The sequence below is a fragment of the Mesorhizobium sp. M0174 genome (genome assembly GCF_040322275.1).
GTDB lineage: Bacteria > Pseudomonadota > Alphaproteobacteria > Rhizobiales > Rhizobiaceae > Mesorhizobium.
Window position 1 is genome coordinate 83344 of record NZ_JAMYTB010000006.1, and the last position, 24622, is coordinate 107965.

The following is a 24622-nucleotide window of genomic DNA, read 5'->3' on the forward strand; positions in this document are numbered from 1 at the left end:
GCCATGTATGTCATCCGCATGAAAAACTGCGCTTTCTTCGCTCGGCACGGTGTGCTGGACGAAGAAGAGACGCTCGGCCAGCGCTTTTATGTCGATGCGGCACTCACGGTGGATCCCGGGCGGGCGCTGGTCGAGGATTCCATCGAGGACACCGTCAATTACGGCATCGCTTTTGCGGTCATCGAGAAGATCATTACAGGCGAGCGGCGCTTTCTGATCGAAGCGCTGGCGCTCGAAGTGGCGAGGGCGCTGACGGCGCGGTTTCCGCAGATCAAAAAGGCCGAGATCACCGTGCGCAAGCCGAATGCCCCGGTGCCGGGTGTGCTCGATCATGTCGAGGTGACCGTTGTCTGGCCAGAATAATACCGTCTATCTCAGTCTCGGCGGCAATCTCGGTGATCCGGCGAGGTCGATGGCTGCGGCACTGGGCATTCTGGATGCCGACGAGAGCACGCGCGTCGTTGCCGTTTCGTCGCTCTACCGCACGCCGCCCTGGGGCAAGCTCGATCAGCCGGATTTCCTCAATGCGGCGGCCGAAATCTGGACCGCGCTCGCACCGCGAGAGTTGCTGGACCTCTGCCTTGATGCCGAGCGAAAACTGAAGCGGGTGCGCGAGGAGCGCTGGGGGCCGCGCCTGATCGATATCGACATTCTGGTGTTCGGCGACCGCGTTATCCACGAGACCGGGCTGGAGGTGCCGCATCCGCGCATGCTGGAGCGCGCCTTCGTGCTGGCACCGCTGGCAGAAATTGCGCCGGAGCTCGTGGTCGACAGCAAGAGCGTGTCGGAGCGGCTGGCCGCAGTCGACACATCGGGCATTGAACGGCTGCCGTCAGGCCGGGATTGGTGGAAGGCCTGACGCTGCCGCCATCGGAGCCCGAAATCAGCCGGAAAACCCACCTCCGTCGAGGAACATTTGTTCGTCCGGTGTCGTCTCGCGGCCAAGCATCCTGTTTCGGTGCGGAAAACGGCCGAAGCGCTGGATGATGTCGCGATGCTCGCTCGCATATTTCAGGTAGGATGGCGCCTTGGCGGCTGTAAGCTCCACCGATTTGAGCTGATCGGCGAGGTCCTCCGAATGCTCATAGGGCAGATAGAGAAAAACGCGGAGCTCTTCGTCGAGCGCCAGGTCATGGCCGTCAGCGATCGCCTTCCCGGCGAAATGCCGCGCCAGCGGGTCCGTGGCGTACATGTGGCCGGTGCCGCGAAAGCAGTTTCGCGGAAACTGGTCGAGGAGGATCATCAGTGCCAGCGACCCTTCGGCGTGTTCAGACCAGCCGTCGCATTCGCGGCCGGCGGCGGCGAAGTGCAGATCGAAAAACCGGGTGCGGAAGTCGGCATCAAAGGCGTCGTTCTTCTCGAACCATGCCTCCTCCCCGGCGTCGCGCCAGAATCTGGTGACGGAGAGAGCGCGCTCGTCCAGTTCGTTCATCATTCGCGTCATTCCAAGGTTTAATCGGCCGGTTCGGATTTCTGCAGCACGCCGGCGGTCTCTTCGTTGAGCGCCTGGCCCGCGCGTCGTGGCGTGCTGAGCGGCGTCGGAATGGGGGTGCCGATATTGCCTTTGAGAAAGCGTCGCCCGGCGCGGATGCCTTCGGCCAGCTGAAGTTCGAAACGGGCAACGTCGCGGCGACGGACATCCTCGATGACCTCGGCGACCTCTTCCGGGTCGACGCCAAGGGCTTCCAGTGTCGAGCCGCCGAAGACAAGCGCCGATTCGAAGGTCTCGCGGAGCTGATAGTCGACGCCGGCACGAATGAGCTGCAACGCCGTACCGCGGTCGAAAGCCCGTGCCAGCACCGTCAGCAAGGGAAATTCCGCCTTGATCAGTTCGGCGATGCGCACGGCGGCATCGGGCTTGTCGACGCAGATCAGCACTGCGCGTGCCCGCCCGGCTCCCGCGGCACGCAGGATGTCCAGCCGCGTGCCGTCGCCATAATAGACCTTGAAGCCGAAATCGGCTGCCGCCTGGATCATTTCGACCTCATTGTCGATGATCGATACGTCGATGCCGCGCAACAAAAGCGGCTGGCTGGCGATCTGGCCGAACCGGCCAAAGCCGATGATCAGCACGCTGCCGGTCAGGCCGTTGGCGACATCAACGCCTTCAAGCGACTGCTCGTCGCGCGGCGTCAGATACCGCAGGGCTACGATTGCCAACGGCGTCAGCACCATGGAAATGATGACGATAGCGGTCAGCATCGCATTGGCCTGGCTATCGATGATCCCGACTGCCGCTGCTGCGGAATAGAGGACGAAGGCGAATTCGCCGCCTTGCGCCATGAAGACCGCGCGCTCGAGCGCTTCCCGGTGGCCGGTTTTGAGGACGCGGGCAACGATATAGATGCCGATCGCCTTCATCATCATGTAGGCGACGACATAGATGGCAATGAGCTGCCAGTTGACGACGACCACATGCAGGTCAAGTGACATGCCGACGGCGAGGAAGAACAGCCCGAGCAGAATGCCGCGGAACGGTTCGATGTCGGCCTCCAGCTGGTGGCGGAAGGTCGATTCCGACAAGAGTACGCCGGCCAGGAAGGCGCCCATCGCCATCGACAAGCCGGAAAGCTGCATGGCGAGCGCCGATCCGAGAACGACCAGAAGGGCGGCTGCGGTCATCACCTCGCGGGCGCGCGCATCCGCCAGGATACGGAAGAACGGATTGAGCAGATAGCGTCCTGCAAGCACCAGCCCGACGATCGCGGCAAGGCCGATACCGACCTCCGTCAACCGATCCGACAGGCTCATATCGGCACCGCCCGGCGCGAGGAAGGCGATCAGCGCCAGCAGCGGCACGATGGCCAGGTCTTCCAAAAGCAGGACCGAAACGATGCGCTGGCCCTTGGGCGTGGCCAGCTCGCCGCGTTCTTCCAGCAATTGCATGACGATGGCCGTCGAGGTGAGCACGAAACCGGCGCCGGCGACGAAGGATTGCGCGATAGGAAAACCTCCCGCCAGCCCGACGCCGGTCAGCAGGACCGCGCAGACGCCGACCTGCAGCGCGCCAAGCCCGAAAATCTCGCGGCGCAGGCCCCACAGCCGTGACGGCTGCATCTCCAGTCCGATGATGAACAGGAACATGACGACGCCGAGTTCGGCGACATGAAGAATGGCTTCCGATTCGGAAAAGATGCGCAGCCCAAACGGGCCGATCACGACGCCGGCCGTCAAATAGCCGAGGATGGAGCCAAGTCCCATGCGCCTGAAGATCGGCACCGCAACGACGCCGGCGGCAAGCAGCGCCACCACCTGGATCAGATCGCTGTTCGATGCCTCTGCCGCCATGCCTGCCGTTCCGCTCTCTTGCAACAAGCGGCCAAGATAGGGGCTTCGGAGCGGATCGAACAGTGCGAATCCGGTGCGTCGTGGAAGCGATATTGCAGGCGCACTGCACAGGATAATGGGCCTCCGGGCGTTGCTTGTTCCAGCGATCCGGCGCTAAGGACGCCCGGCTTCGGCCAGTGGAGGGTGAGCGACGATCAAGTCGCGGCCCTTTTTGAGGAGATGACTGACATGAAGACGTTTTTGCTGGTTGCCGTTGGTATCGCGGCACTTGCCGGCTCCGCCTGTTCCAAGGCACCGGAGTGCACGACCGAGATGCTGAGCAAGAAGGCTCAGGACATGACTGCAGCGCTTCAGGCTGCGATTACCAAGGATCCGGCCAAGGCAGCCGATCTCACAGCCAAGGTCCAAGCGGTCACAACCAAGTATCCGGGTGGCACAACAGCGGCTGACGCCTGCAAGGCCTATGACGAGCTGACTGCGGCGATCAAAGGCTGAGCGCCCATTGCATGTCAAAGAGGGCGGCGCCGTTTGGCTGCCGCGTTTTTCATGCCGGAGGCTCAGTTCGGAGCGATGGAGCCAACTTCTACCCCATCGACCCGCTTCAACTTCATCCCGATGACCGGGACCAGTTGCTGGTCGACGCGCACGGCAACGGTCACCGTCATCGAGTTGTCGTCTGGGACAAGCGCCTGCATAACGCCGCGCAACTGATTGCGATTGATGGTGAAAACCACCTTGTGCGCATCGACGACATTACCACCGATAATGTCGAGGCCGGACCCGGCGGCGCCGCCCATGAAGCTGCCCTTGTAGCCCTGGCGGCCCTTGTGCTCGATCGTTGCCGACATCTGCTGGGTGAACATGCCGACCCGGCAGCCGCCGTCGAGCGACATGCCGACTTTGCCGTCAGGCGTCGAGCCGGTGAAGCTGCAGGTGAATTTCGTGCCCTTGTATTTGCCGGCGACGATTTCTCCGGGGCCGACCCATTTGCCTTCGACCGATCGAAAGAACTGCTTGTCCGGTTCCGCCCCCGTAGCCCTTCCGGCAATGCCGACGGTTGCGACAAGCGCGAGCGCCACGGGCAGCCCGCTGGACAGAATAACGCTTTTCATCGACGACACCCGGCAACAAAGAGACTGGTTTGGACGCTTCCGACCATGAACAAGATTGGTTAATGCTTTGTCACCCCAAGGCAATAGTCACGTTCGCGAAACGGATGTTTCTTTTTCTTTCTTTGCTGCAAAGGACGTCAGCGCGGAGAGGAAATCGCCTAATCCAGGCCGCCTGACCGCGTAAAAGGGCAGGGGCCTTGCGGTTTCCATCGCTGCAATGCCGATGCGCGCCGTCATCATGCCGTTGACGACGCCTTCGCCGAGCTTTGCCGACAGCCGGGCCGCAAGGCCGTGGCCGACGAGCTGTTGGACGAAACTGTCGCCGACGGCGATCGACCCGGTGACCGCGAGATGGGCGAGAACGCTGCGCGCCAGGCGAAAGAAGCCAAGCGTGCCCGGGCGGCCGCCATAGAGCTCCGACAGTCGCCGAATCAGCCGCCCGGCTTCGAATACGACATAGGCGACGTCGACCAGCGCGCGCGGGCTGACCGCGGTCACCAGGGACACACGCTTTGCCGCCTCGAGGATCATCACCTTCGCGCGGGCGTCGAGCGGGCCGAGGATCTCGGTCTCGGCCAGGCGCACCAGATTGCCGCCGTCAATGATCTCGCCGCGCAATTCGGCCAGCGAGCGCCTGCCGGCCGCGGTTTCGGGCTTGGCCGAGACAAAGACCGACAACTCGTCGACCACGGCTCGGGCGGTCTTCGGATCGTCACGGGCAATCGCATCGAGCGCCCGCTTCTGCAACTTTTCGACCTCGGCAAGCCGGGCAATCGCCATGAACTCGCGCACGAGGATGATCAGAAGCGCCAGGATGGCGATCGCGGCCATGCCGGCGGCCAGCCAGCCCAGCCACTCGGCGCGCTCGAACAGGTCGCGAATCAGCTGGTCGGTCCAGAGGCCGACGGCGAGCGAAACCAGAACGCCCAGCGCGCCGAAGAACAGGCTGCCAAGCAGCGAACGTTTTCGCGGCGCAATCGCCGGCGGCGGCTCGGCAGCAACGATATCAGGCTCGTCGAAGACGTCGATCTCCGCCGGTGTGACCACAGCTAGATCCGCCTTCACGGTACGCGGCTTTCGCGCCGGCGCGGCCTCGGACGCAGCATGGCGAGCCGTCGAATCTTGCTTCTGCTGGGGCTCCGGCTCGATGCGAAAGGCCGCCGGTCTGCGGGGCGCACTCATGCGAGATGATCTCCGATCAGGAACTGCAGCGCGCGGTCGAGCCTGATATGTGGCAGCGACAGCGTGACGCCCTCGGCGGTGCGCTCGAGCTTCGGCGGGCGAAAGCGCACGAAGCGGATTGCGGGGTCGTCATTGTTCTGCCGGCGGATCGATTCGGCAACGTCGAACAACGCATCAACTTTCTCCGGCAAGTCTCCGGGAAATATGGCTGTTTCGGTCTTTCCGTCAAAGGTTTCGCCGTTGATTTTTTCGCCACGCAATGGCGTGCCGATAATGACCGGCAAAGTCTCGCGGCCCTGCTTGACCGTGCCTTCACGGGTCGCGCGCATGGCCGCCATGGCGACGACGTCGACGTCGGCTCCGGTGAAATTCGCCCGCGCCACGGCGCGGTCGGCTAGCCGCCGCACGATGGCCTGCAGGCGGTCGTGGCTTTCGTGGTGCAGGTGGTCGGCCTTGGTCGCGGCCACCAGTATGCGGTCGATGCGCCTCGAAAACAGATCGGTCAGGAAGTTGCCCCGGCCGGGCCGGAAACAGGACAGGATTTCGGTGACCGCGCGCTCCAGATCAGCCATCGCGCCGGGGCCCGCATTCAATGCCTGCAATGCGTCGATGAGCACGATCTGGCGATCGAGACGCGTGATGTGTTCGCGAAAGAACGGTTTAACGACATGCGTCTTGTAAGCCTCGTAGCGCCGCTCCATCATAGCCTGCAGCGATCCCGAGCGGGCGCGCCGGCCGTCCAGATTCGGCAGCGGCGCGAAGGTGAGAGCGGGCGAGCCTTCAAGATCGCCGGGCATCAGAAAGCGGCCGGGCGGCAAGGTCGAAAGCGCCCGCTCGTCGAGCTTGCAGGCCCTGAGATAGGCCGCGAAGCTCTCGGCGAGACGGCGCGCCGTCATCTCGTCGGCGTCGGCCTTGGGGTCGACTGGATTGGAGAGCGCCCGCCATTCCCGCGAAAGATCGACACGCACCGGCAACACGGCCATCTCGAAGGCCTCACGCGAAAAATCGGCGTAGGACTTGCCGAGCAGCGGCAGGTCGAGCAGCCATTCGCCGGGATAATCGACGATGTCGACCGACAATTTGCCGGCGGAAAACATGCGGCTCCAGCCAGAGGCCGATTCGTATTCGATGGTGAGCCTCAGTTCGGAAATCGCACGCGTCGAATCCGGCCAGACGCGCTCGTCGACAAGAGCCGCGATGTGATCCTCGTACTGGAAGCGTGGTACGGCGTCGTCCGGCTGCTCTTCGAGAAAAGCCCGGGCGATGCGCCCCGATTTCTGTGCCTCAAACAGCGGCAAGCGTCCACCATGGACCAGATTGTGTACAAGGGCCGAGATGAACACCGTCTTGCCGGCGCGGGACAGCCCGGTCACGCCAAGCCGCAGCGACGGAGCGAAAAGCCCGGCAGCGCGGCCTGACAACGTATCCAAGGCAATCTTGGCCTCGTCGGTAAAAGTCGTCAGCGATGATGCCAAATCTGTTCTCGCGGGCCGGTCAGGCTCCGATATAGGCTTTGATGCGCGGCTTTGAAATGGCCTCAGATATCCGCAGGCGTCAGGAAGGCTTCGAGATAGCCGGTGCCTGGCGCAGCCTCGGCAAGTCCGCCGTTGAACCGGACCACGGCAAGTGCGGAGGTCGGGAAGCCGTGGTTCAGCATGGCCCGCGCGGTCTCGTTGCCGTCGCCTGACAGCGCCATGGCGAGATCCTCAATCATCGGATTGTGGCCGATGGCGAGCAAGGCATCCAGCCCGCCATTCTGCCGGATGGCAGTGAGGTATGCGGCGGCATCGTCGCTGTAGAGGGTGTCACAGAACAGCACCCGGCCCGTGTTGGTATGGCCAGCCAAGCTTTCCAGCGTCTGGCGGGCGCGCTTGGCGCTTGAGCAAAGGGTGAGGGCCGGTGCGTATTTGCGGGAACGCATCAGTACGCCCATCGCTTCGGCGTCGGCGAAGCCGGATTGATCGAGCGGGCGGTCGAAGTCAGCCACACCAGGCAGCGCCCAGCCGGCCTTCGCATGCCTCAGCAGGTAAAGTCTGGTCACGGAACCCCCGATAATGTCGGGTACCGACCGGTCAAATGCGGCCGCAGGAATTAGCCATCAGAAGCGCTTCGCGCGCAATGCCGATGCCCCCTCAAGCATAATGAATCATGCGCGAATTCGGGCGTGCCGTTCATGCGAATGATGTCGCCAATGACGGTTTGTCCCACATAAACAAATGCGTGAAACTGTCGTCGATTGCGCTTGTGCAGTTTTCGGTCCGCGAATATATAGGCGCCAAATTTGGGGTTTGTTGGGTGAGTCGAATGAACGACATCGTTACCGCCGATTACGTACCCTCCGAAGACGAGCCGTTTATGAACGAGCGGCAGAAATCCTACTTTCGCATGAAGCTCGTCACCTGGAAGAACGACATCTTGCGCGAAGCGCGCGAAACTCTCGAAATCCTGCAGCAGGAAAACGCCAACCACCCTGACCTCGCCGATCGCGCCTCCTCCGAAACCGACCGCGCCATCGAACTTCGCGCCCGCGATCGCCAGCGAAAACTCATCTCCAAGATCGATTCGGCCCTCCAGCGCCTTGACGAAGGCACTTACGGTTACTGCGAGGAGACGGGCGAGCCGATCGCGCTGAAGCGGCTCGACGCGCGCCCGATCGCCACCTTGTCGATCGAGGCACAGGAGCGCCATGAGCGGCGCGAGAAGGTCTACCGCGACGACTGAGCAGGCGGGAAAAACACGGCATCGGTAGAGCGTTCAAAATGGCCGGTTTTCCGGCCATTTTCATTGGCCGTTCGCTATCGCCCTATCTTTTCTGATTGGACAACTCGCCGAGGAGCTTCGTCATCTCGTCGTCGAGAGAGGGCGATGCCTTCGCCACCGGCTTGCTCGCCGTTTGGCTGAAGCGTGGCTCGTCGAGGGAAACCTCCAGCTCCTTCATCAGCGCATCGTCGATCGACTCATGCTGTGCCGGCGGCTCGTATCTTGCCGGGGAGTCCTGTCTTGCCGGCTGCGGCGCATGCCGCGAGGCATTGGCATTGACGGATCCATAACTTGGCAACGGTGTAACGTTCGATGCCGGTTTCGGCGCCGGCGTAGGCGCCGGCATTGTTGCCGCCATCGTCGCCGTCTGGCGGGCTCGGACAGGGGGTGCGGCCGCGCTTGCCGGCTGCGGCGGCGCTTGCCTCGCCGGCGCGGCTGTGGTCTGAGCTGGCCTTGCTGCCGGCTGATGGCTGTTGTCTCCGGTCAATGCCGGGCGGCGCAGCGCCGAGAGCCTGATGTCGCGCTCGACGACGACGTCGGTCGGACCACCGATCAAGAGCAGGTGCTCGATATCGTCGCGGCGCACCAGCACCAGCCGCCGGTGACTGTCGACCGCTGTGGCATCCATGACAGCCAGCCGCGTCTTGCGGTTCCTGCCCCCGGCGACGAATGTTCCGAATGTCAGGCTGCGGACCAGCCTGATGATAAGAAGAATGATGAGCAGCAGGACAAGTACTGCAAACGTCCATAGGATTGCTGCGGCATAACCAGGCCCCGCCACGCCATCCAGCCATTGCAGCATTGGTTCCCCCAAAATCAGCTTTCGAAGAGAGGCGACACTAGACTGTTGCGGCAGGCCACCGCAAGTTGCCTTTCACGCTTCGTGAACAGCTCGAAACCGGGAGCCGAACGGCGTCATTTTTAGCGGACATCTGCCGCCGGGCCTTTTCCCGACCCTGAGAATATGATTCAACCGACGCCGGAATTCACGAGCAGGGGGCACATGGCCAAGGAAGCGCGCGGCGATTTCTATCCGGTACCTATCGTCGACCAGAACACGCGACCGGGCGCGGTCACCCGGCTCATCGTTTTCATCGTCGTCCTGACAGGGGCAGCGATCGTCTTCGGCCTTTTCCGAGAGCGACTTGGCGATCCATTCCTGCTCGGCATGCTTGGCGTGCTGGCGATGATCGGCGTCGGCTTTCTATTCGCCACTGCGATCGGCTTCGTGCATATCACGCCGCGCTCGACAAGCGACGAACTGTCGAAAGCTTTCGTCGATTCGATGTCACAAGGTCTCCTGGTCACCGACACCAAAGGCCGTATCATCTACGCCAACCGGACCTATGCCGATATGACAGGTGCCGAGTCGGCCGCCGACATCAAGACGGTCGAAGGTTTGCTTTCAGACGTTCCCGAGGCCTCGGTGACCATATACCGGCTGGCGTCGGGCCTGCGCGACGGCCAGCCGGGCGACGGCGAGTTTCGGCTTGCGCAGTCCATTCGGCCAGGCGCCGAACCGGGCGCGCGCTGGTACCGCGTCCGGGCCCGCGCGTTCAGCGTTCCAGGCCAGCGGCTGCCGATGCTTGCCTGGCAGCTTGCCGATATCTCGCAGGAACGGGCCGAGCAGGAGCGGTTCTTTCTCGACCTGCAAAAGGCGATCGATCACCTCGATCACGCGCCGGCCGGTTTCTTTTCGGCCGACCAGGAAGGCCGCGTCACCTATATCAACGCGACCCTTGCGGAGTGGCTGGGCATCGACCTGGCCAGCTTCACTCCCGGCGCCATCACGCTGCCGGAGATCGTCGCCGGCGACGGCATGGCGCTGGTCCGTTCGGTCAAGGCCGATGCTGGTACCACGCGCAATGCCGTTATCGACCTCGATCTGACGACGATGACCGGCGAGGCGCTGCCGGTGCGCTTCATGCATCGTGTCTCGGCCAGCCGAGAGGGGCTCAACGGCCCGACTCGCACCATCGTGCTCAACCGGACGCAAGGCGAGGACGCTTCGGCCGACCTCCGTGCATCGGAAATACGCTTCACGCGGTTCTTCAACTCGACGCCGATGGCGATAGCCGGCGTCGATCATGCCGGCCGCATCCTGCGCACCAATGCGCCGTTCCTGTCGCTGTTTTCCTCGGTCGTCGACCGCGACGCGGTCGATCGGCGTGTGCGGCTGGATACGGTGATCCACGAGCGCGACCGGCCGGCTTTCGCCGCGGCCTTTGAAAAGGCACGTCAGCAACAGGCTGACATCGAGCCGATCGATACGGTGCTGCCCGGCAATGAGGAGCGCCACATACGCTTCTACGTCAATGCGGTCGCTGACGGCACCGGCGGCGAGGGCGCCGAGGAATCGGCCATCGTCTATGCCGTGGAGACCACCGAGCAAAAGGCCCTCGAGGGCCAGATGGCGCAGAGCCAGAAAATGCAGGCGGTCGGCCAACTCGCCGGCGGCATCGCGCATGATTTCAACAATGTGCTGACCGCCATCATCATGGCCTCGGACCTGCTGTTGACCAACCACCGGCCGTCCGATCCGTCATTCCCGGACATCATGAACATCAAGCAGAACGCCAACCGGGCGGCCTCGCTGGTGCGTCAGTTGCTGGCCTTCTCGCGCAAGCAAACGCTGCGGCCGGAGGTGCTCAACCTGACCGACGTGCTCGCCGATCTAAGGATGCTGCTTGCCCGGCTGGTCGGCAACGACATCAAGCTCAAGATCGACCATGGCCGCGACCTGTGGCCGGTCAGGGTCGATATCGGGCAATTCGAGCAAGTGGTGGTCAATCTGGCGGTCAATGCACGCGACGCGATGCCGGCCGGCGGCGAACTCACCGTACGTACCCGCAACGTCAGCGCCGGGGAATGCAAGACCTTTTCCTATCGCGAACTTACACCGGCCGACTATGTGCTGGTCGAGGTCGAGGACAGCGGCAGCGGCATCGCGCCTGATGTGCTGAAAAAGATCTTCGAGCCCTTCTTCACGACAAAGGAGGTTGGCAAGGGAACCGGCCTTGGTCTGTCCATGGTCTATGGCATCATCAAGCAGACAGGCGGCTTCATCTTCTGCGATTCCGAAGTCGGCAAGGGATCCGTGTTCCGTATCTTCCTGCCGCGGCACATTGCGGAGGCAAGGAAGGCGGGCGAGGCTGGAGAGGCGCCGGCCGCACCTGCCAAGATCGCCGACTCAGCCAAGGACCTGTCGGGCTCGGCCACGGTGCTGCTGGTCGAGGACGAGGACGCCGTGCGCATGGGCGGTATGCGGGCGCTGAAATCGCGCGGCTACACCGTCCACGAGGCGTCGTCCGGCGTCGAGGCGCTTGAGGTCTACGAAGCGCTCGGCGGCAAGGTCGACGTCGTGGTGTCGGACGTGGTGATGCCGGAAATGGACGGCCCGACGCTGCTCGGCGAATTGCGCAAACGGCAGCCCGACATCAAGTTTATCTTCGTGTCCGGCTATGCCGAAGACGCGTTCGCCAAGAACTTGCCGGCCGACGCGCATTTCGGCTTCTTGCCGAAGCCGTTTTCGCTCAAGCAATTGGCCACAATCGTAAAGGACATGCTGGAATCCTGACTTCCAACGCTCCGCTTGCGCAATGTCGTGAGACTGCCATGATTGCAGGTGAAACGGGCGACGGGTTTTGGAAAGCATGCCGTGACGCCACACAACGAAGCTAGCAAAGGCGACTACGCAAGCACGGTGCTGCTGCCGGGCGACCCGCAGCGCGCTGAATGGATGGCGGAGGCCTTTCTGGAAGCGCCGCGCTGCGTCAACCGCCGCCGCGGCGCGCTCGGCTTTACCGGGCTGTTTCGCGGCAAACCTGTCAGCATCCAATCCACCGGCATCGGCGTCTCTTCGTTCCTGGTCTATGTGCATGAGCTGCTGGACTTCTATGGTGCGAAAACACTGATCCGCACTGGTACCTGCGGTGGCCTGACCGCCGAGATGGCGCTGCGCAGCCTGGTGATCGCGCAATCGGTGCGTGGCGAAAATGCGGAGAGCGGCCAGGTTTTTGGGCTCTATCGTGCCGATGCCGGTCCCGATCCGGCATTGTTGACCCAGGCATTGGCCCGAGCTTCGGAACTCGGCATCGACCATCGGGCCGGGCTGACCATTTGCAGCGATATTTTCTATCATCCGCTGGGGCGCGAACGCTTTGCCGAAGCACAGGCACAGGGCGCGCTCGCCGTGGACATGGAAACCAGCGCACTCTACCGCATTGCGGCCGATTTCGGCGCTCGGGCGCTGTCGATCCTGACCGTCGTCGACAACGTGGCAACCGGCGAGCAGACCGACTATTCCGAACGCCAGGGGCTTTTCACCGATATGACCCGGCTGGCGCTCGATCTGGCGGCGGAGAGCTAGGCGGCTTTTGTGCTTCGGAGTACGGAACCTCGCCAGGTTCCGTACTTTTCAACGCTTCGTGCAGGTCGAGGCGGTAAAGGCGCCGTCTGGCTGCTTCATGATGATGTCGAAGGACGGGGTGGTTCCGCTTTCCAGCGTCGCCTGCGTAAGCGAGATCGAGTTGCCGCCACTGGTATAGCCACCCAGCGGACCTAGCCAGGTGATCACGCCGTCTGCATCCATCTGGTAATTGTAGCTCTGCGGCGCGATGCCGAAGCTCACAGGACCGCTATAGACGTTTCCCTTGATGGTGATGTCGCCGAGGCTGAGGAACATGCCAAGCAGGTAGACTTCGCAATGATAGGAGCCGTCCGGCAGCTTGCCGTCGCTGAAGCCGGCGCGCGCTACGGTCGTCGCCGCCAGCAGAAGCATGGCGGTGAAAATGCAAGAAGCTCTGAAAGCCATATGATCGCTCGTTAAAGGGGTTCAAACTTGCCCATTTCGCTGCGGCGCTGCAATCCTCACCAGCGCTCATATGATGCTGCTCAAAATTCATGCATTGGCCTATATGTGAGTAAAACTTAGGCTGATATGGGTGATCCTTTCTCGTTTCGAACATAGCAGGCGGGGTTCATCTCCTGCAGCTAATACATTAACCGACTGACAGAGCTGGGAAATCTCAAATCCTCCGAACTTGCTCCGGTGATTGGCACAGCCGTTGCATGGTCTGTCCCGATGCAGTTAACCAGCTTGGGAGTTTAAAAGTATGAGGGGCAGTTTCTCGACAATAGCAAAAATGTTTTCGGCCGGCGTGGTCACCGCCGGCCTGCTGATGAGCGTTCCCGCCAAGGCGGCCGACGACACCATCAAGGTCGGCATCCTCCATTCGCTGTCGGGAACCATGGCGATCTCGGAGACAACGCTGAAGGACGCCATGCTGATGCTCATCGAAGAGCAGAATGCCAAGGGCGGCCTGCTCGGCAAGAAGCTCGAGGCGGTGGTCGTCGATCCGGCTTCCAACTGGCCGCTGTTCGCCGAAAAGGCGCGCGAGCTGATCTCGAAGGACAAGGTCGCCGCGGTGTTCGGCTGCTGGACCTCGGTGTCGCGCAAATCGGTGCTGCCGGTGTTCAGCGAGCTCGACAACATCCTGTTCTACCCGGTCCAGTATGAGGGTGAGGAAAGCGAGCGCAACGTGTTCTACACCGGTGCGGCGCCGAACCAGCAGGCCATTCCGGCCGTCGATTATCTGATGAGCGAGGATGGCGGTTCGGTGAAGCGCTGGGTGCTCGAAGGCACCGACTACGTCTACCCGCGCACCACCAACAAGATCCTCGAGGCCTATCTGAAGGCGAAGGGCGTTGCCGCCGAAGACATCATGGTCAACTACACGCCGTTCGGTTTCTCCGACTGGCAGACCGAAGTCTCGGCGATCAAGAAGTTCGGCTCGGCCGGCAAGAAGACCGCCGTCGTCTCGACCGTCAATGGCGACGCCAACGTGCCGTTCTACAAGGAGCTCGGCAACCAGGGCATCAAGGCCGAGGACATCCCGGTCATGGCCTTCTCGGTCGGCGAGGAAGAGCTTGCCGGTCTGGACACTGCGCCGCTGGTCGGCCATCTCGCCGCCTGGAACTATTTCGAAAGCGTCGATACGCCCGAGAACGCGAAGTTCATCGCCGACTGGCACAAGTTCATCAAGAACGACAAGCGCACCACCAACGATCCGATGGAAGCCCACTATATCGGCTTCAACATGTGGGTGAAGGCGGTCGAGAAGGCCGGCACCACCGATCCGGACAAGGTCATCGACGCCATGGTCGGCGTCTCGGTGCCGAACCTGACCGGTGGTTATTCGACCATGATGCCGAACCATCACATCACCAAGCCGGTGCTGATCGGCGAAATCCAGGCCGACGGCCAGTTCGAAACCGTCTCGCAGACGCCGGGCCTGGTGATGGGCGACGAGTGGTCCGACTACCTGCCTGACTCCAAGGACCTGATCTCCGATTGGCGCGCGCCTCTGTCCTGCGGCAACTTCAATGTCGCCACAGGCAAATGCGGCGGCAAGGGAACCAACTGATCCTCCCGGTCTGTCCTCCCAGACCGCAAAAGCCTCCGGGCGGGCTCGTCCTCCAGCCTGCCCGGAGGCGACATTCAACCTCCAACAGCCACCAGAAACCGATGATCCTGATCCGCGCGATTGGCCTGATGCTGCTCCTCCTTCTGGGAATGCCGCTGCCGTCGAACGCCAGCGAATCCGATCTGCGCGCGGTCGTCGCCAAACTCGCCACCGCCTCCAATTTTTCAGCGATCGAAGCTGTCGTGCGCGAGCTTGCGGCAACCGGCGACACAGCCGTCGAACGGCCGCTTGCCGCGCTTGCGGAGGGCAGCCTTTACGTCCGCAAGGCCGATTCAGTAGTCTTTGTCGGCAAGGAGAGCGGCGACAGCATCGAACTGCTCGATGCGCTCACCGGCGAAAAGTCTGGCGAAGCAGCCAAGGCCGACATCACCAAGATCAAGGTCAACAACACGCTGCGCCGCGTCATCCGCGACGCGCTGGGCACGCTGACGCTGGGCTCCAAGGATCCGGCCGTGCGCATTGCCGCCGCCGACACCATGTTCAAGACGCCGGACGCGGCAAACATCGACCCGCTCGACACCGCGATCGCCAATGAGAGCGCGGCAAGCGTCAAGGCGCTGCTCGAACAGGCCCGTGCCGCATCGGTTCTCGTTTCAGACAGGCCGGAGGCCGACAAACTGGCGGCGATAGCGCTCATCGGTGCGCGCGGCGACCGGGATGCGGTGTCGCTGCTCACGTCGGTGGAGGCCAGTTCCGAAGGTGCGGTGAAGGACGCGGCGACTGCGGCGATATCCAACATCAATTCGACGCTGGCGCTGTGGGATGCCGGCCAGAATATCTGGTACGGCATATCGCTCGGATCGGTGCTGCTGCTGGCGGCGATCGGCCTTGCCATCACTTTCGGCGTCATGGGCGTCATCAACATGGCGCATGGCGAGATGGTCATGCTGGGCGCCTACACGACCTTCGTCGTGCAGGAGGTTATCCGCAATTCCTTTCCCGGCCTGTTCGACTGGTCGCTGGTCATCGCCCTGCCGCTGGCCTTCCTGGTGGCGGCGCTCGTCGGCCTTGTCATCGAGCGCGGGCTGATCCGCTTCCTCTATGGCCGGCCGCTGGAGACCCTGCTGGCGACATGGGGTGTCTCGCTGATCCTGCAGCAGGCGGTGCGCACCATCTTCGGGCCGACCAACCAGGAGGTCGGCAACCCATCCTGGATGTCAGGTTCGTTCGCGATCGGCCAGCTTTCGGTCACCTGGAACCGGCTCTGGATCCTGGCTTTTGCGCTCGGCGTCTTCGCGGTGCTGCTTTACGTGATGAAACGCACGCCCTGGGGGCTGCAGATGCGTGCCGTCACCGCCAATCGCCGGATGGCCGCCTCCATGGGCATCAGGACGCCGTGGGTCGATGCCCTGACCTTTGCATTGGGGTCCGGCATTGCCGGCATCGCCGGTGTCGCGCTCAGCCAGATCGACAATGTCTCGCCCAATCTCGGCCGCGGCTACATCATCGACAGCTTCATGGTCGTCGTTTTCGGCGGCGTCGGCAATCTCTGGGGCACGCTGGTCGGCGCCTTCTCGCTCGGCATTGTCAACAAATTCCTCGAACCCTATGCCGGAGCGGTGCTCGGCAAGATCGTCGTCCTGGTGCTGATCATCCTGTTCATCCAGAAACGCCCGCGCGGTCTGTTCGCGCTCAAGGGCAGGTCGGTGGAAGCATGATCACGGGGCGCTTCTTTGCCGCCGGCGCCGACCGCCGCGTCGCCATCACCATCTTCATCTTGCTGGCGGTTGCAATCGTCGTGCCGCTGCTCAATCTTGCGGTCTCGCCGACAAGTGCGTTTTACGTGCCGTCCTATATCGTCGCGCTCACCGGCAAATATCTCTGCTATGCACTGCTCGCCTTGGCGCTCGATCTCGTCTGGGGCTATTGCGGCATCCTCTCGCTCGGCCACGGCGCCTTCTTCGCGCTCGGCGGCTATGCGATGGGCATGTATCTGATGCGCCAGATCGGCTCGCGCGGCGTCTACGGCAATCCGCTGCTGCCGGACTTCATGGTGTTCCTGAACTACAAGGAACTGCCGTGGTTCTGGTACGGTTTCGACCATTTCTGGTTTGCCGCGATCATGGTGCTTGCAGTACCCGGCCTGCTCGCCTTCGTCTTCGGCTGGTTTGCCTTCCGCAGCCGCGTCACCGACGTCTATCTGTCGATCATCACCCAGGCGATGACCTATGCGCTGCTGCTTGCCTTTTTCCGAAACGACATGGGTTTCGGCGGCAATAACGGCCTGACCGACTTCAAGGATATTCTAGGCTTCAACGTGCAGGCCGACATGACACGCTCGGCGCTGTTCGCGGCTAGCGCCGTCATGCTGGCGTCTGCCGTCTTCGTCACCTGGGCAATCGTCGGTTCCAAATACGGCAAGCTTTTGATGGCGGTGCGCGACGCCGAAAGCCGCACGCGCTTTCTCGGCTGGCGGGCGGAGAACGTCAAACTGTTTGCCTTTACCGTGTCGGCGGTGATGGCCGGCATCGCCGGTGCGCTTTACGTACCGCAGGTCGGCATCATCAACCCTGGCGAATTCGAGCCGTCCAATTCGATCGAGGTGGTGGTGTGGGCGGCCGTCGGCGGGCGCGGCACCATCGTCGGGCCGATCATCGGCGCGCTTTTGGTCAATGCCGGTAAATCCTGGTTCACCGGCGTGCTGCCTGAATTCTGGTTGTTTGCGCTGGGCGGACTGTTTGTCGCCGTCACGCTGTTCCTGCCCAAGGGCATCATCGGCATGTGGGATTCCTGGCGCGGCAACGCCAAGGCGTTGCGGGCGGCCTCGGTTGCCGAGGAAGCCGGGATCGATCCCGATGCGCCGGTGCCGCCGAAAACCGACCGTTCGGCGGCGAGAAGGCCGGGCGACTGGTCGGCCTCCAGCGCCGAACCGCAGCCGGCAGAGTGATGGTCTGATGTCGAAGAGCAACACCATCCTCTATCTCGACGGCGTTTCGGTTTCCTTTGACGGTTTTCGCGCCATCAACAACCTTTCGCTGGTGCTCGACAAAGGCGAGATGCGGGCGATCATCGGCCCCAACGGCGCCGGAAAGACGACGATGATGGACATCGTCACCGGCAAGACGCGGCCCGATGCGGGCGAGGTTTTCTTCAACGGTGAGGTCGATCTGACCAAACACGACGAGGCCGAAATCGCCATGATGGGCATCGGCCGTAAATTCCAGAAGCCGACCGTCTTTGAAAGCCACACGATCGAGGACAATCTGATGCTGGCGCTGAAAGGCCCGCGCTCGATCTTCCCGGCACTGTTCCATCGTCGCTCGGCCGCGGAAGTGCGGCAGATCGACGACATCCTCGGCATCATCCGGCTTGGCGACAAGCGCGACGAACTCGCCGCCAATCTGAGCCACGGCCAAAAGCAATGGCTCGAGATCGGCATGCTTCTGGCGCAGGATCCGCTGCTGCTGCTGGTCGATGAGCCGGTTGCCGGCATGACCGACGCCGAGACCGAGGAAACCGCGCGGCTGCTCAGGGATATCGCGCGCGACCACTCGGTCATCGTCGTCGAGCACGACATGCATTTCGTGCGCGAGCTCGGCGTCAAGGTTACCTGCCTGCACGAAGGCTCGGTGCTTTCCGAGGGCAGCCTCGACTTCGTTTCGGCCGACGAGCACGTCGTCGAAGTCTACCTGGGGAGATGATCATGGTCTGGCGCGTTCCGTTCCATCATTTCGACCTTTCGTTCTTCACGCGTTGGAGAAAGCGCTGACCATGCTCGAAGTCTCCAATGCCACGCTGCATTACGGCGCCGCTCAGGCGCTGCGCGGTGTCTCGCTGACAGCCCGCGCCGGCAAGATCACCTGCGTGCTCGGTCGCAACGGCGTCGGCAAGACCAGTTTGATGAGATCGATCGTCGGCCATCATCGGCTGACGAGCGGAAGCGTTGCCTTCGAGGGGAAGGCGCTCGACCGGAGCGCGGCGTATGATCGCGCCCGGTCGGGCATCGCATTCGTGCCGCAGGGCAGGGAGATATTTCCGCTGCTTACGGTGCGGGAAAACCTCGAATCTGGCTTCGCGCCGCTGAAGCGCGCCGACCGCAACATTCCCGGTCACGTCTTCGAATTGTTTCCGGTGCTGAAGCAGATGCTCGCGCGCCGAGGCGGTGATCTTTCCGGCGGCCAGCAGCAGCAGCTTGCCATCGGTAGGGCACTGGTGATGCGGCCTAAACTGCTGGTGCTCGACGAGCCGACCGAAGGCATCCAGCCGTCGATCATCAAGGATATCGGCCGCGCCATCCGCTATCTGCGCGACCAGGCCGGCATCCCCGTGCTCCTGGTCGAACAGTATCTCGACTTCTGCCGGGAATTGGCCGACGAGGTCAACATCATGGACCGTGGCCAGATCGTTCATACCGGCTCGGCCGAGGATCTCGACCGGGCGGACGTCCGCAAATTCCTGACCGTCTGAATTCTTATTGATTCTATTACTTTGCAACTCTGGCGCGCTGCAGATTGCGTGCTAGATTTTGCTTGGCCTTGGTGAGTCGGCCGCTTTCCGTACCAGTTTCAACTTGGCAGATCAGGGGAAGGCGCGGATGCGTCGGCACGCTTGCGCGCAAGCCCTTCCCTTCGAGCGATCTGTTGTCGTCCAACATTTCGGGTGCTTGGGAGCCAGGGCCAGTCAATGGAGTGCTATGTCGAGGACTACCAGAAACGACGGCTCACGGAGCGCGTCGACATCCTGACAGCCATCAACATTCTGAAATCGCAGGGGTATGACCACGACGAACTCATCGCGGAGATCACCAAGGTCTTCTATGTCGATCTCGATGCCTTTAACGAGATCGTCAGGGTTGATCGGCGTCCGGACGAACGCGCCGCATAGCCGGTAGTTTAGGACCAAGCCACGCGGACCACCGACAGCGGGCGTCAGCCTGCGACCCGCTTCATCAGGGCGATGGCGCCGAATGGAGCGCGGACCTTGCCCTCTGTGATGAAGTAGACGAACACATCGCGTGGCTTGACCGGCGCGTCGGTTGAAGGATCGGCACGCGAGAGGTCGGCCGGCACCTTGCCTTCCGCCCAGGTTTTTGCGCGCGCCGCCCATTCGTCGAGCGCCTTTGGCGTGTAGCAATCGGGATTGTCGTCGTTCCCGGTCTGCAGCCGCGCATAGATGAAATCGCCGGTAACGTCGGCAATCCCCGGATATTTGGCGTGGTCGGCATAGACGATGGCGGCCTTGTGCTTTCGCGCCAAGGCGGCGAACTCCGGCACGACGAAGCTGTCGTTGCGCACCTCGACCGCGTGACGCAGCGCAACGCCGTCCTGCTTTTCCGGCAACAGCTTGAGGAAGGCCTCGAAATCGTCCGGGTCGAATTTCTTGGTCGGCGCGAACTGCCACAGGATCGGCCCGAGCTTGTTGCCAAGTGCCGCGACGCCCGACCCGAGGAAGCGCATGATCGAATCCCCGGCCTCGCCGAGCACGCGGCGGTTGGTGACGAAGCGGTTGCCCTTCAGCGAATAGACGAAACCATCCGGCGCCTCGTTGGCCCATTTGACGAAGGTCGGTTCCTTGAAGCTCGAATAATAGGTGCCGTTGACCTCGATGGTGGGCACCTGCCGGCTGGCATAATGCAGTTGCTTGGCCTTCGACAATTTGTCCGGGTAGAAGGACGTGTCCCACGGCTCGAAGGTCCAGCCGCCCATGCCGGCGCGGATTGTTCCTGATTGAGTCATGGTCGTCCTCCCGGTTTGCAGAAAAGGATCACGCGATGGCGGTCGTCTCGACGGCTTTCGCCACGTCGACCACCGTCCATCCTGGCCGATATGGATTGGGCCGGCGACCCGTTTCGCGAAAGCCGTAGGCCTTATACAACGAAACGTTCCGTTCCATTCTGGCATTGGTGTAAAGTCGGATTTCAGGCAAGCTCCACAAGCGCGTCTGTTGCTCGGCCCAGTCGAGCAGCCCGATGCCGAAACCCTTGCCCTGAAAGGCTGGCGCAACGGCAACGCTGAAGATCATTGTATGGTCCGCATTTCGTTCGAGAACGATCAGGCCGGCCGGCAGTCCGTTCTGCTCCGAAAGCCAGACCTCGCCGCGTTGGATGCGCGGCGCATAGTCCTCTGTAACGGGGATCGGCGGCGCTCCGAACAGGGCAGTGTAGGGCGCGTAGGCGTCGGTGGTGAGCGAAATCACCGTGGGGAGATCATCGGCCCGAGCGGCTCTCATCATCAAAACTGGCCCGCGCCGGCAGCGGCCGCAATCACCTTGTCCATGCCGTCGGCGATCGCAGCGACGGCATTGCGACTGGCGTCGCCCAAGCCGTGGCGCTCAGCGAGCCAGCGTGCGTCATTGTAGGAAAGCCAGACCTCGCCTTGCTCGTCCTCCCAAGCCAGTGCCTTGACCGGCAGATCGATGCCGGCAAGCTGCCGGTCCTGCATCAGTGGCGTACCGCCTTTCGGATTGCCGAAAATCAGGAGCTGGGTTGGACGCAGTGATGTTTCGACGCTGCGCGCACCAGCGGCGTGATCAATGCGGGCGAAGACCAGCAATCCTGCACGTTCCACAGTTTCGACCAGGCGATCGATGGTTTCGGTCACGCCGAAGCGGCTTTGGACCGTGATGAGACCGTTCTTTGCCATCACTCCGCCGCTTCGCGCTTGCCTCCGGGGCGCCGCTCCAGCAATTCCCTCAGGAACTGCCCGGTATAGCTGCGTTTTTCACGGACGATGTCCTCCGGCGTGCCGGACGCCACCAGCTCGCCGCCGCCGTCACCACCTTCGGGGCCAAGATCGAGAACCCAGTCAGCGGTCTTGATCACCTCTAGATTGTGCTCGATGACGACGACCGTGTTGCCCTGGTCGACCAGCTCGTGCAGCACTTCAAGCAACTTGGCGACGTCGTGGAAATGCAGGCCGGTGGTTGGCTCATCGAGAATGTAGAGCGTCTTGCCAGTCGCCTTGCGCGACAGTTCCTTGGCAAGCTTGATGCGCTGCGCCTCGCCGCCCGACAAGGTCGTTGCCTGCTGGCCAACATGGATGTAGCCGAGGCCGACCCGTTTCAGCGTCTCCAGCTTGTCGCGCACGCCGGGCACGGCGGCGAAGAAATCGACGCCTTCCTCGACCGTCATGTCGAGAACGTCGGCGATCGACTTGCCCTTGAACAGGACGTCCAGTGTTTCGCGGTTGTAACGCTTGCCGTGGCAGACGTCGCAGGTGACGTAGACGTCGGGCAGGAAGTGCATCTCGATTTTGATGACGCCGTCGCCCTGGCAGGCCTCGCAGCGGCCGCCCTTGACGTTGAACGAGAAGCGGCCCGGCTGGTAGCCGCGCGCCTTGGCCTCCGGCAAGCCGGCGAACCAGTCGCGGATCGGCGTGAAGGCGCCGGTATAGGTGGCGGGGTTGGAGCGCGGAGTGCGCCCGATCGGCGACTGGTCGATGTCGATGACCTTGTCGAGGAATTCCAGCCCCTCGATGCGGTCGTGCTCGGCCGGATGTTCGCGCGAGCCCATGATGCGGCGCGACGCCGCCTTGAACAGGGTCTCGATCAGGAAGGTCGACTTGCCGCCGCCGGACACGCCGGTGACGGCGGTAAACGTGCCGAGCGGGATTTCGGCGGTGACGTTCTTCAGATTGTTGCCGCGCGCGCCGACGACCTTCAGCCGGCGGTTCTTCTTGGCCTCGCGCCGCACTGCCGGCGTCGCCACTTCGAGCTCGCCCGACAGATATTTGCCGGTGATCGAAGCGGGCGTCGCCATGATCTGCTGCGGCGTGCCCTGGGCGATGATGTGGCCGCCATGAATGCCGGCGGCCGGGCCGATATCTACGACATAGTCGGCGTGCAGGATGGCGTCCTCGTCGTGCTCGACGACGATCACTGTGTTGCCGATGTCGCGCAGATGCTTCAGCGTATCGAGCAGGCGGGCATTGTCGCGCTGGTGTAGACCGATCGACGGCTCGTCCAGCACGTAAAGTACGCCGGTCAGGCCGGAGCCGATCTGCGAGGCAAGACGGATGCGCTGGCTCTCGCCGCCTGACAGCGTGCCGGAGTTGCGCGACAGCGTCAGATAATCGAGCCCGACATCGTTGAGGAAGCGCAGCCGCTCGCGGATTTCCTTGAGCACGCGCACCGCAATCTCGTTCTGCTTGTCGTTGAGCGAAGCGGGCAGATCGGTGAACCACTGGTCGGCCTTGCGGATCGACAGCTCGGTGACCTCGCCAATGTGCTTGCCGGCGATCTTGACCGCGAGCGCCTCGGGCTTCAGCCGATAGCCGCGGCAGGCCGGGCAGGGCGTGGCCGACATGAAGCGCTCGATCTCCTCGCGCATCCAGGCGGATTCGGTTTCCTTCCAGCGGCGCTCGAGATTGGGAATGACGCCCTCGAAGGTCTTGGTCGTCTTGTAGGAGCGCAGGCCGTCATCGTAGTGGAAGGTGATTTCGCGCTCGCCGGTGCCGTGCAGGATGGCCTGCTTTGCCTCTTCGCTCAGATCCTTGAACTTGTCGCCGAGCTTGAAGCCGTAGGCAACGCCCAGCGCTTCCAGCGTTTGCGCATAATAGGGCGACGTCGATTTCGCCCAAGGGCTGACGGCGCCGGCGCGCAGCGAGACATTCTCGTCGGGCACGACCAGGCTGGCATCGATGGCGCGTTGGCTGCCGAGCCCATCGCAGGTCGGGCAGGCGCCGAACGGATTATTGAAGGAGAACAGCCTGGGCTCGATCTCGGGAATGGTGAAACCGGATACCGGGCAGGCGAACTTTTCCGAGAACAGCATCCGTTCATGCGTCTCGTTCTTCGATTTGTTGACCGAATCCTCGCCGGTCTGGCTGGCATCGAGCGGCCTGTCGGCAAATTCCGCTACCGCCAGTCCGTCTGCAAGCTTCAGCGCGGTCTCGATGGAATCGGCGAGCCGCGTCGCCAGATCGCCTCGCACGACGATGCGGTCGACGACAACGTCGATGTCATGCTTGTACTTCTTGTCCAGCGCGGGCACGTCGGCGATCTCGTAGAAGACGCCATCGACCTTAACGCGCTGAAAACCCTTCTTCTGCAGCTCCAGCAGTTCCTTGCGGTACTCGCCTTTGCGGCCGCGCACCATCGGTGCCAGGATGAACAGCCGGGTGCCTTCCTCGACTGCAAGCACCCGGTCGACCATCTGCGAGACCGTCTGGCTCTCGATCGGCAGGCCGGTGGCCGGCGAATAGGGTACACCGACGCGGGCGAACAAAAGCCGCATATAATCGTAGATCTCGGTGACGGTGCCGACAGTCGAACGTGGGTTCTTCGAGGTGGTCTTCTGCTCGATGGAGATGGCTGGCGACAGGCCGTCGATCTGGTCGACGTCCGGCTTCTGCATCATTTCGAGGAATTGCCGTGCATAGGCCGAAAGGCTCTCGACATAGCGGCGCTGGCCCTCGGCATAGATCGTGTCGAAGGCAAGCGACGACTTGCCTGACCCCGACAGCCCGGTCATGACGATCAGGCTGTCACGCGGCAGGTCGAGATCGACATTCTTCAGATTGTGTTCGCGTGCCCCGCGAATGGAGAGATATTTATGGTCGGCCATCGCCGGTCGCCGCCTCAGAATCTGGAATTCATGGGATGGGCGGGTTTTCCCGACCATCCCCTATGTAGGTAATTTCGCCGCCTTTTCGAGAGACGCCACAACTCTCGACCAAAGCGTTTAACCGCCTTTCGCGCGAACGGGCAAGCGGAAAGAACAAAGGCCGAACACGCTCCTGACAAAAGCTGCCCGTGCGGCTGAGTTCACCCGGGGTTCACAAAGCGTCTCGCGATCACATTTTTCGGTAATCGGCCATTCAAGGTTGACGTCCATCTGTCACGGGGGCAGACTCCAAA

The 24622-nt window shown here is 62.5% G+C and carries 24 protein-coding genes; 12 read left to right on the forward strand and 12 right to left on the reverse strand.

The annotated features are described in order from the left end of the window. Positions 1-3 precede the first annotated feature (3 nt). Both folB and folK read left to right on the forward strand, forming a co-directional pair. Positions 4-363, forward strand: a complete 360-nt coding sequence (gene folB / locus NKJ13_RS14505) for a dihydroneopterin aldolase (protein WP_023674838.1) — start codon at positions 4-6, stop codon at positions 361-363. After that, complete coding sequence (gene folK, locus NKJ13_RS14510; protein WP_352507859.1) at positions 347-859, forward strand: 2-amino-4-hydroxy-6-hydroxymethyldihydropteridine diphosphokinase; 513 nt, start codon at positions 347-349, stop codon at positions 857-859. The genes folB and folK overlap by 17 nt, the downstream gene beginning before the upstream one ends. Positions 860-883: 24 nt before the next feature. Here folK and NKJ13_RS14515 read toward each other — a convergent pair whose 3' ends face one another. Together NKJ13_RS14515 and NKJ13_RS14520 are read right to left on the reverse strand one after the other, a co-directional pair. Then, the gene (locus NKJ13_RS14515) at positions 884-1435 is read right to left on the reverse strand and encodes a DUF924 family protein (RefSeq protein ID WP_502896223.1); all 552 of its coding nucleotides are present in this window, start codon (positions 1433-1435) and stop codon (positions 884-886) included. A 17-nt stretch (positions 1436-1452) separates the two neighbouring features. After that, positions 1453-3288, reverse strand: coding sequence for a monovalent cation:proton antiporter-2 (CPA2) family protein (locus NKJ13_RS14520; RefSeq protein WP_352705532.1), 1836 nt, complete (start codon positions 3286-3288; stop codon positions 1453-1455). A 228-nt stretch (positions 3289-3516) separates the two neighbouring features. On the opposite strand from NKJ13_RS14520, the gene NKJ13_RS14525 reads away from it, so the two are divergent. Beyond that, the gene (locus NKJ13_RS14525; RefSeq protein ID WP_352507861.1) at positions 3517-3783 is read left to right on the forward strand and encodes a hypothetical protein; all 267 of its coding nucleotides are present in this window, start codon (positions 3517-3519) and stop codon (positions 3781-3783) included. Between the two features lie 62 nt (positions 3784-3845). On the opposite strand, the gene NKJ13_RS14530 is transcribed toward NKJ13_RS14525, so the two are convergent. The 4 genes from NKJ13_RS14530 to NKJ13_RS14545 all read right to left on the reverse strand — a co-directional run bounded on the left by NKJ13_RS14530 (position 3846) and on the right by NKJ13_RS14545 (position 7623). Next, positions 3846-4400 (reverse strand): hypothetical protein, encoded by a 555-nt coding sequence (locus NKJ13_RS14530; protein WP_352705529.1) that lies wholly within the window; start codon positions 4398-4400, stop codon positions 3846-3848. Between the two features lie 87 nt (positions 4401-4487). After that, positions 4488-5582, reverse strand: coding sequence for a YcjF family protein (locus tag NKJ13_RS14535; protein WP_352777851.1), 1095 nt, complete (start codon positions 5580-5582; stop codon positions 4488-4490). Beyond that, positions 5579-7057 (reverse strand): YcjX family GTP-binding protein, encoded by a 1479-nt coding sequence (locus NKJ13_RS14540; protein WP_352736603.1) that lies wholly within the window; start codon positions 7055-7057, stop codon positions 5579-5581. Before NKJ13_RS14540 ends, NKJ13_RS14535 begins: the two co-directional genes overlap by 4 nt. A gap of 62 nt (positions 7058-7119) precedes the next feature. Continuing rightward, positions 7120-7623, reverse strand: coding sequence for a SixA phosphatase family protein (locus tag NKJ13_RS14545; RefSeq protein WP_352478984.1), 504 nt, complete (start codon positions 7621-7623; stop codon positions 7120-7122). Positions 7624-7886: 263 nt separating this feature from the next. Here NKJ13_RS14545 and dksA point away from each other — a divergent pair, with 263 nt between their 5' ends. Further along, on the forward strand, positions 7887-8303 hold the full coding sequence (gene dksA, locus NKJ13_RS14550; protein WP_023674847.1) for an RNA polymerase-binding protein DksA: 417 nt from the start codon (positions 7887-7889) through the stop codon (positions 8301-8303). Positions 8304-8385: 82 nt separating this feature from the next. Here dksA and NKJ13_RS14555 read toward each other — a convergent pair whose 3' ends face one another. Next, positions 8386-9144, reverse strand: a complete 759-nt coding sequence (locus NKJ13_RS14555; protein ID WP_352478983.1) for a hypothetical protein — start codon at positions 9142-9144, stop codon at positions 8386-8388. Positions 9145-9345: 201 nt separating this feature from the next. On the opposite strand from NKJ13_RS14555, the gene cckA reads away from it, so the two are divergent. Next, the gene (gene cckA / locus NKJ13_RS14560; RefSeq protein ID WP_352705519.1) at positions 9346-11919 is read left to right on the forward strand and encodes a cell cycle histidine kinase CckA; all 2574 of its coding nucleotides are present in this window, start codon (positions 9346-9348) and stop codon (positions 11917-11919) included. 81 nt (positions 11920-12000) lie between these two features. Next, entirely contained in the window at positions 12001-12711 is a 711-nt protein-coding gene (locus NKJ13_RS14565; RefSeq protein WP_352705517.1) for a purine-nucleoside phosphorylase, read from the forward strand. Positions 12712-12759: 48 nt separating this feature from the next. On the opposite strand, the gene NKJ13_RS14570 is transcribed toward NKJ13_RS14565, so the two are convergent. Continuing rightward, positions 12760-13155, reverse strand: coding sequence for a hypothetical protein (locus NKJ13_RS14570; protein ID WP_023674851.1), 396 nt, complete (start codon positions 13153-13155; stop codon positions 12760-12762). A gap of 301 nt (positions 13156-13456) precedes the next feature. Here NKJ13_RS14570 and urtA point away from each other — a divergent pair, with 301 nt between their 5' ends. From urtA to NKJ13_RS14600, 6 genes are all read left to right on the forward strand, one after another. Next, positions 13457-14767 (forward strand): urea ABC transporter substrate-binding protein, encoded by a 1311-nt coding sequence (gene urtA / locus NKJ13_RS14575; RefSeq protein WP_502894309.1) that lies wholly within the window; start codon positions 13457-13459, stop codon positions 14765-14767. A gap of 101 nt (positions 14768-14868) precedes the next feature. Then, on the forward strand, positions 14869-16485 hold the full coding sequence (gene urtB / locus NKJ13_RS14580) for an urea ABC transporter permease subunit UrtB (RefSeq protein ID WP_352736602.1): 1617 nt from the start codon (positions 14869-14871) through the stop codon (positions 16483-16485). Next, positions 16482-17714, forward strand: a complete 1233-nt coding sequence (gene urtC / locus NKJ13_RS14585; protein WP_352736601.1) for an urea ABC transporter permease subunit UrtC — start codon at positions 16482-16484, stop codon at positions 17712-17714. Before urtB ends, urtC begins: the two co-directional genes overlap by 4 nt. Positions 17715-17721: 7 nt before the next feature. Beyond that, positions 17722-18468: an urea ABC transporter ATP-binding protein UrtD gene (gene urtD / locus NKJ13_RS14590; RefSeq protein WP_352736600.1), complete on the forward strand. Its 747-nt coding sequence runs from the start codon at positions 17722-17724 to the stop codon at positions 18466-18468. A gap of 70 nt (positions 18469-18538) precedes the next feature. Further along, positions 18539-19234, forward strand: a complete 696-nt coding sequence (gene urtE, locus NKJ13_RS14595) for an urea ABC transporter ATP-binding subunit UrtE (protein WP_352688276.1) — start codon at positions 18539-18541, stop codon at positions 19232-19234. Positions 19235-19450: 216 nt separating this feature from the next. Continuing rightward, complete coding sequence (locus NKJ13_RS14600) at positions 19451-19651, forward strand: hypothetical protein (RefSeq protein WP_352507871.1); 201 nt, start codon at positions 19451-19453, stop codon at positions 19649-19651. 44 nt (positions 19652-19695) lie between these two features. Here NKJ13_RS14600 and NKJ13_RS14605 read toward each other — a convergent pair whose 3' ends face one another. From NKJ13_RS14605 to uvrA, 4 genes are read right to left on the reverse strand one after another with little or no spacing between them, the layout of a single operon-like run. After that, the gene (locus NKJ13_RS14605; protein WP_352705512.1) at positions 19696-20502 is read right to left on the reverse strand and encodes a DUF72 domain-containing protein; all 807 of its coding nucleotides are present in this window, start codon (positions 20500-20502) and stop codon (positions 19696-19698) included. Positions 20503-20530: 28 nt separating this feature from the next. After that, positions 20531-21001, reverse strand: a complete 471-nt coding sequence (locus tag NKJ13_RS14610) for a GNAT family N-acetyltransferase (protein ID WP_352777853.1) — start codon at positions 20999-21001, stop codon at positions 20531-20533. Next, complete coding sequence (locus NKJ13_RS14615) at positions 20998-21408, reverse strand: DUF302 domain-containing protein (protein WP_352736599.1); 411 nt, start codon at positions 21406-21408, stop codon at positions 20998-21000. Before NKJ13_RS14615 ends, NKJ13_RS14610 begins: the two co-directional genes overlap by 4 nt. Next, positions 21408-24329: an excinuclease ABC subunit UvrA gene (uvrA, locus tag NKJ13_RS14620; protein ID WP_352645584.1), complete on the reverse strand. Its 2922-nt coding sequence runs from the start codon at positions 24327-24329 to the stop codon at positions 21408-21410. The genes NKJ13_RS14615 and uvrA overlap by 1 nt, the downstream gene beginning before the upstream one ends. Positions 24330-24622 lie beyond the last annotated feature (293 nt).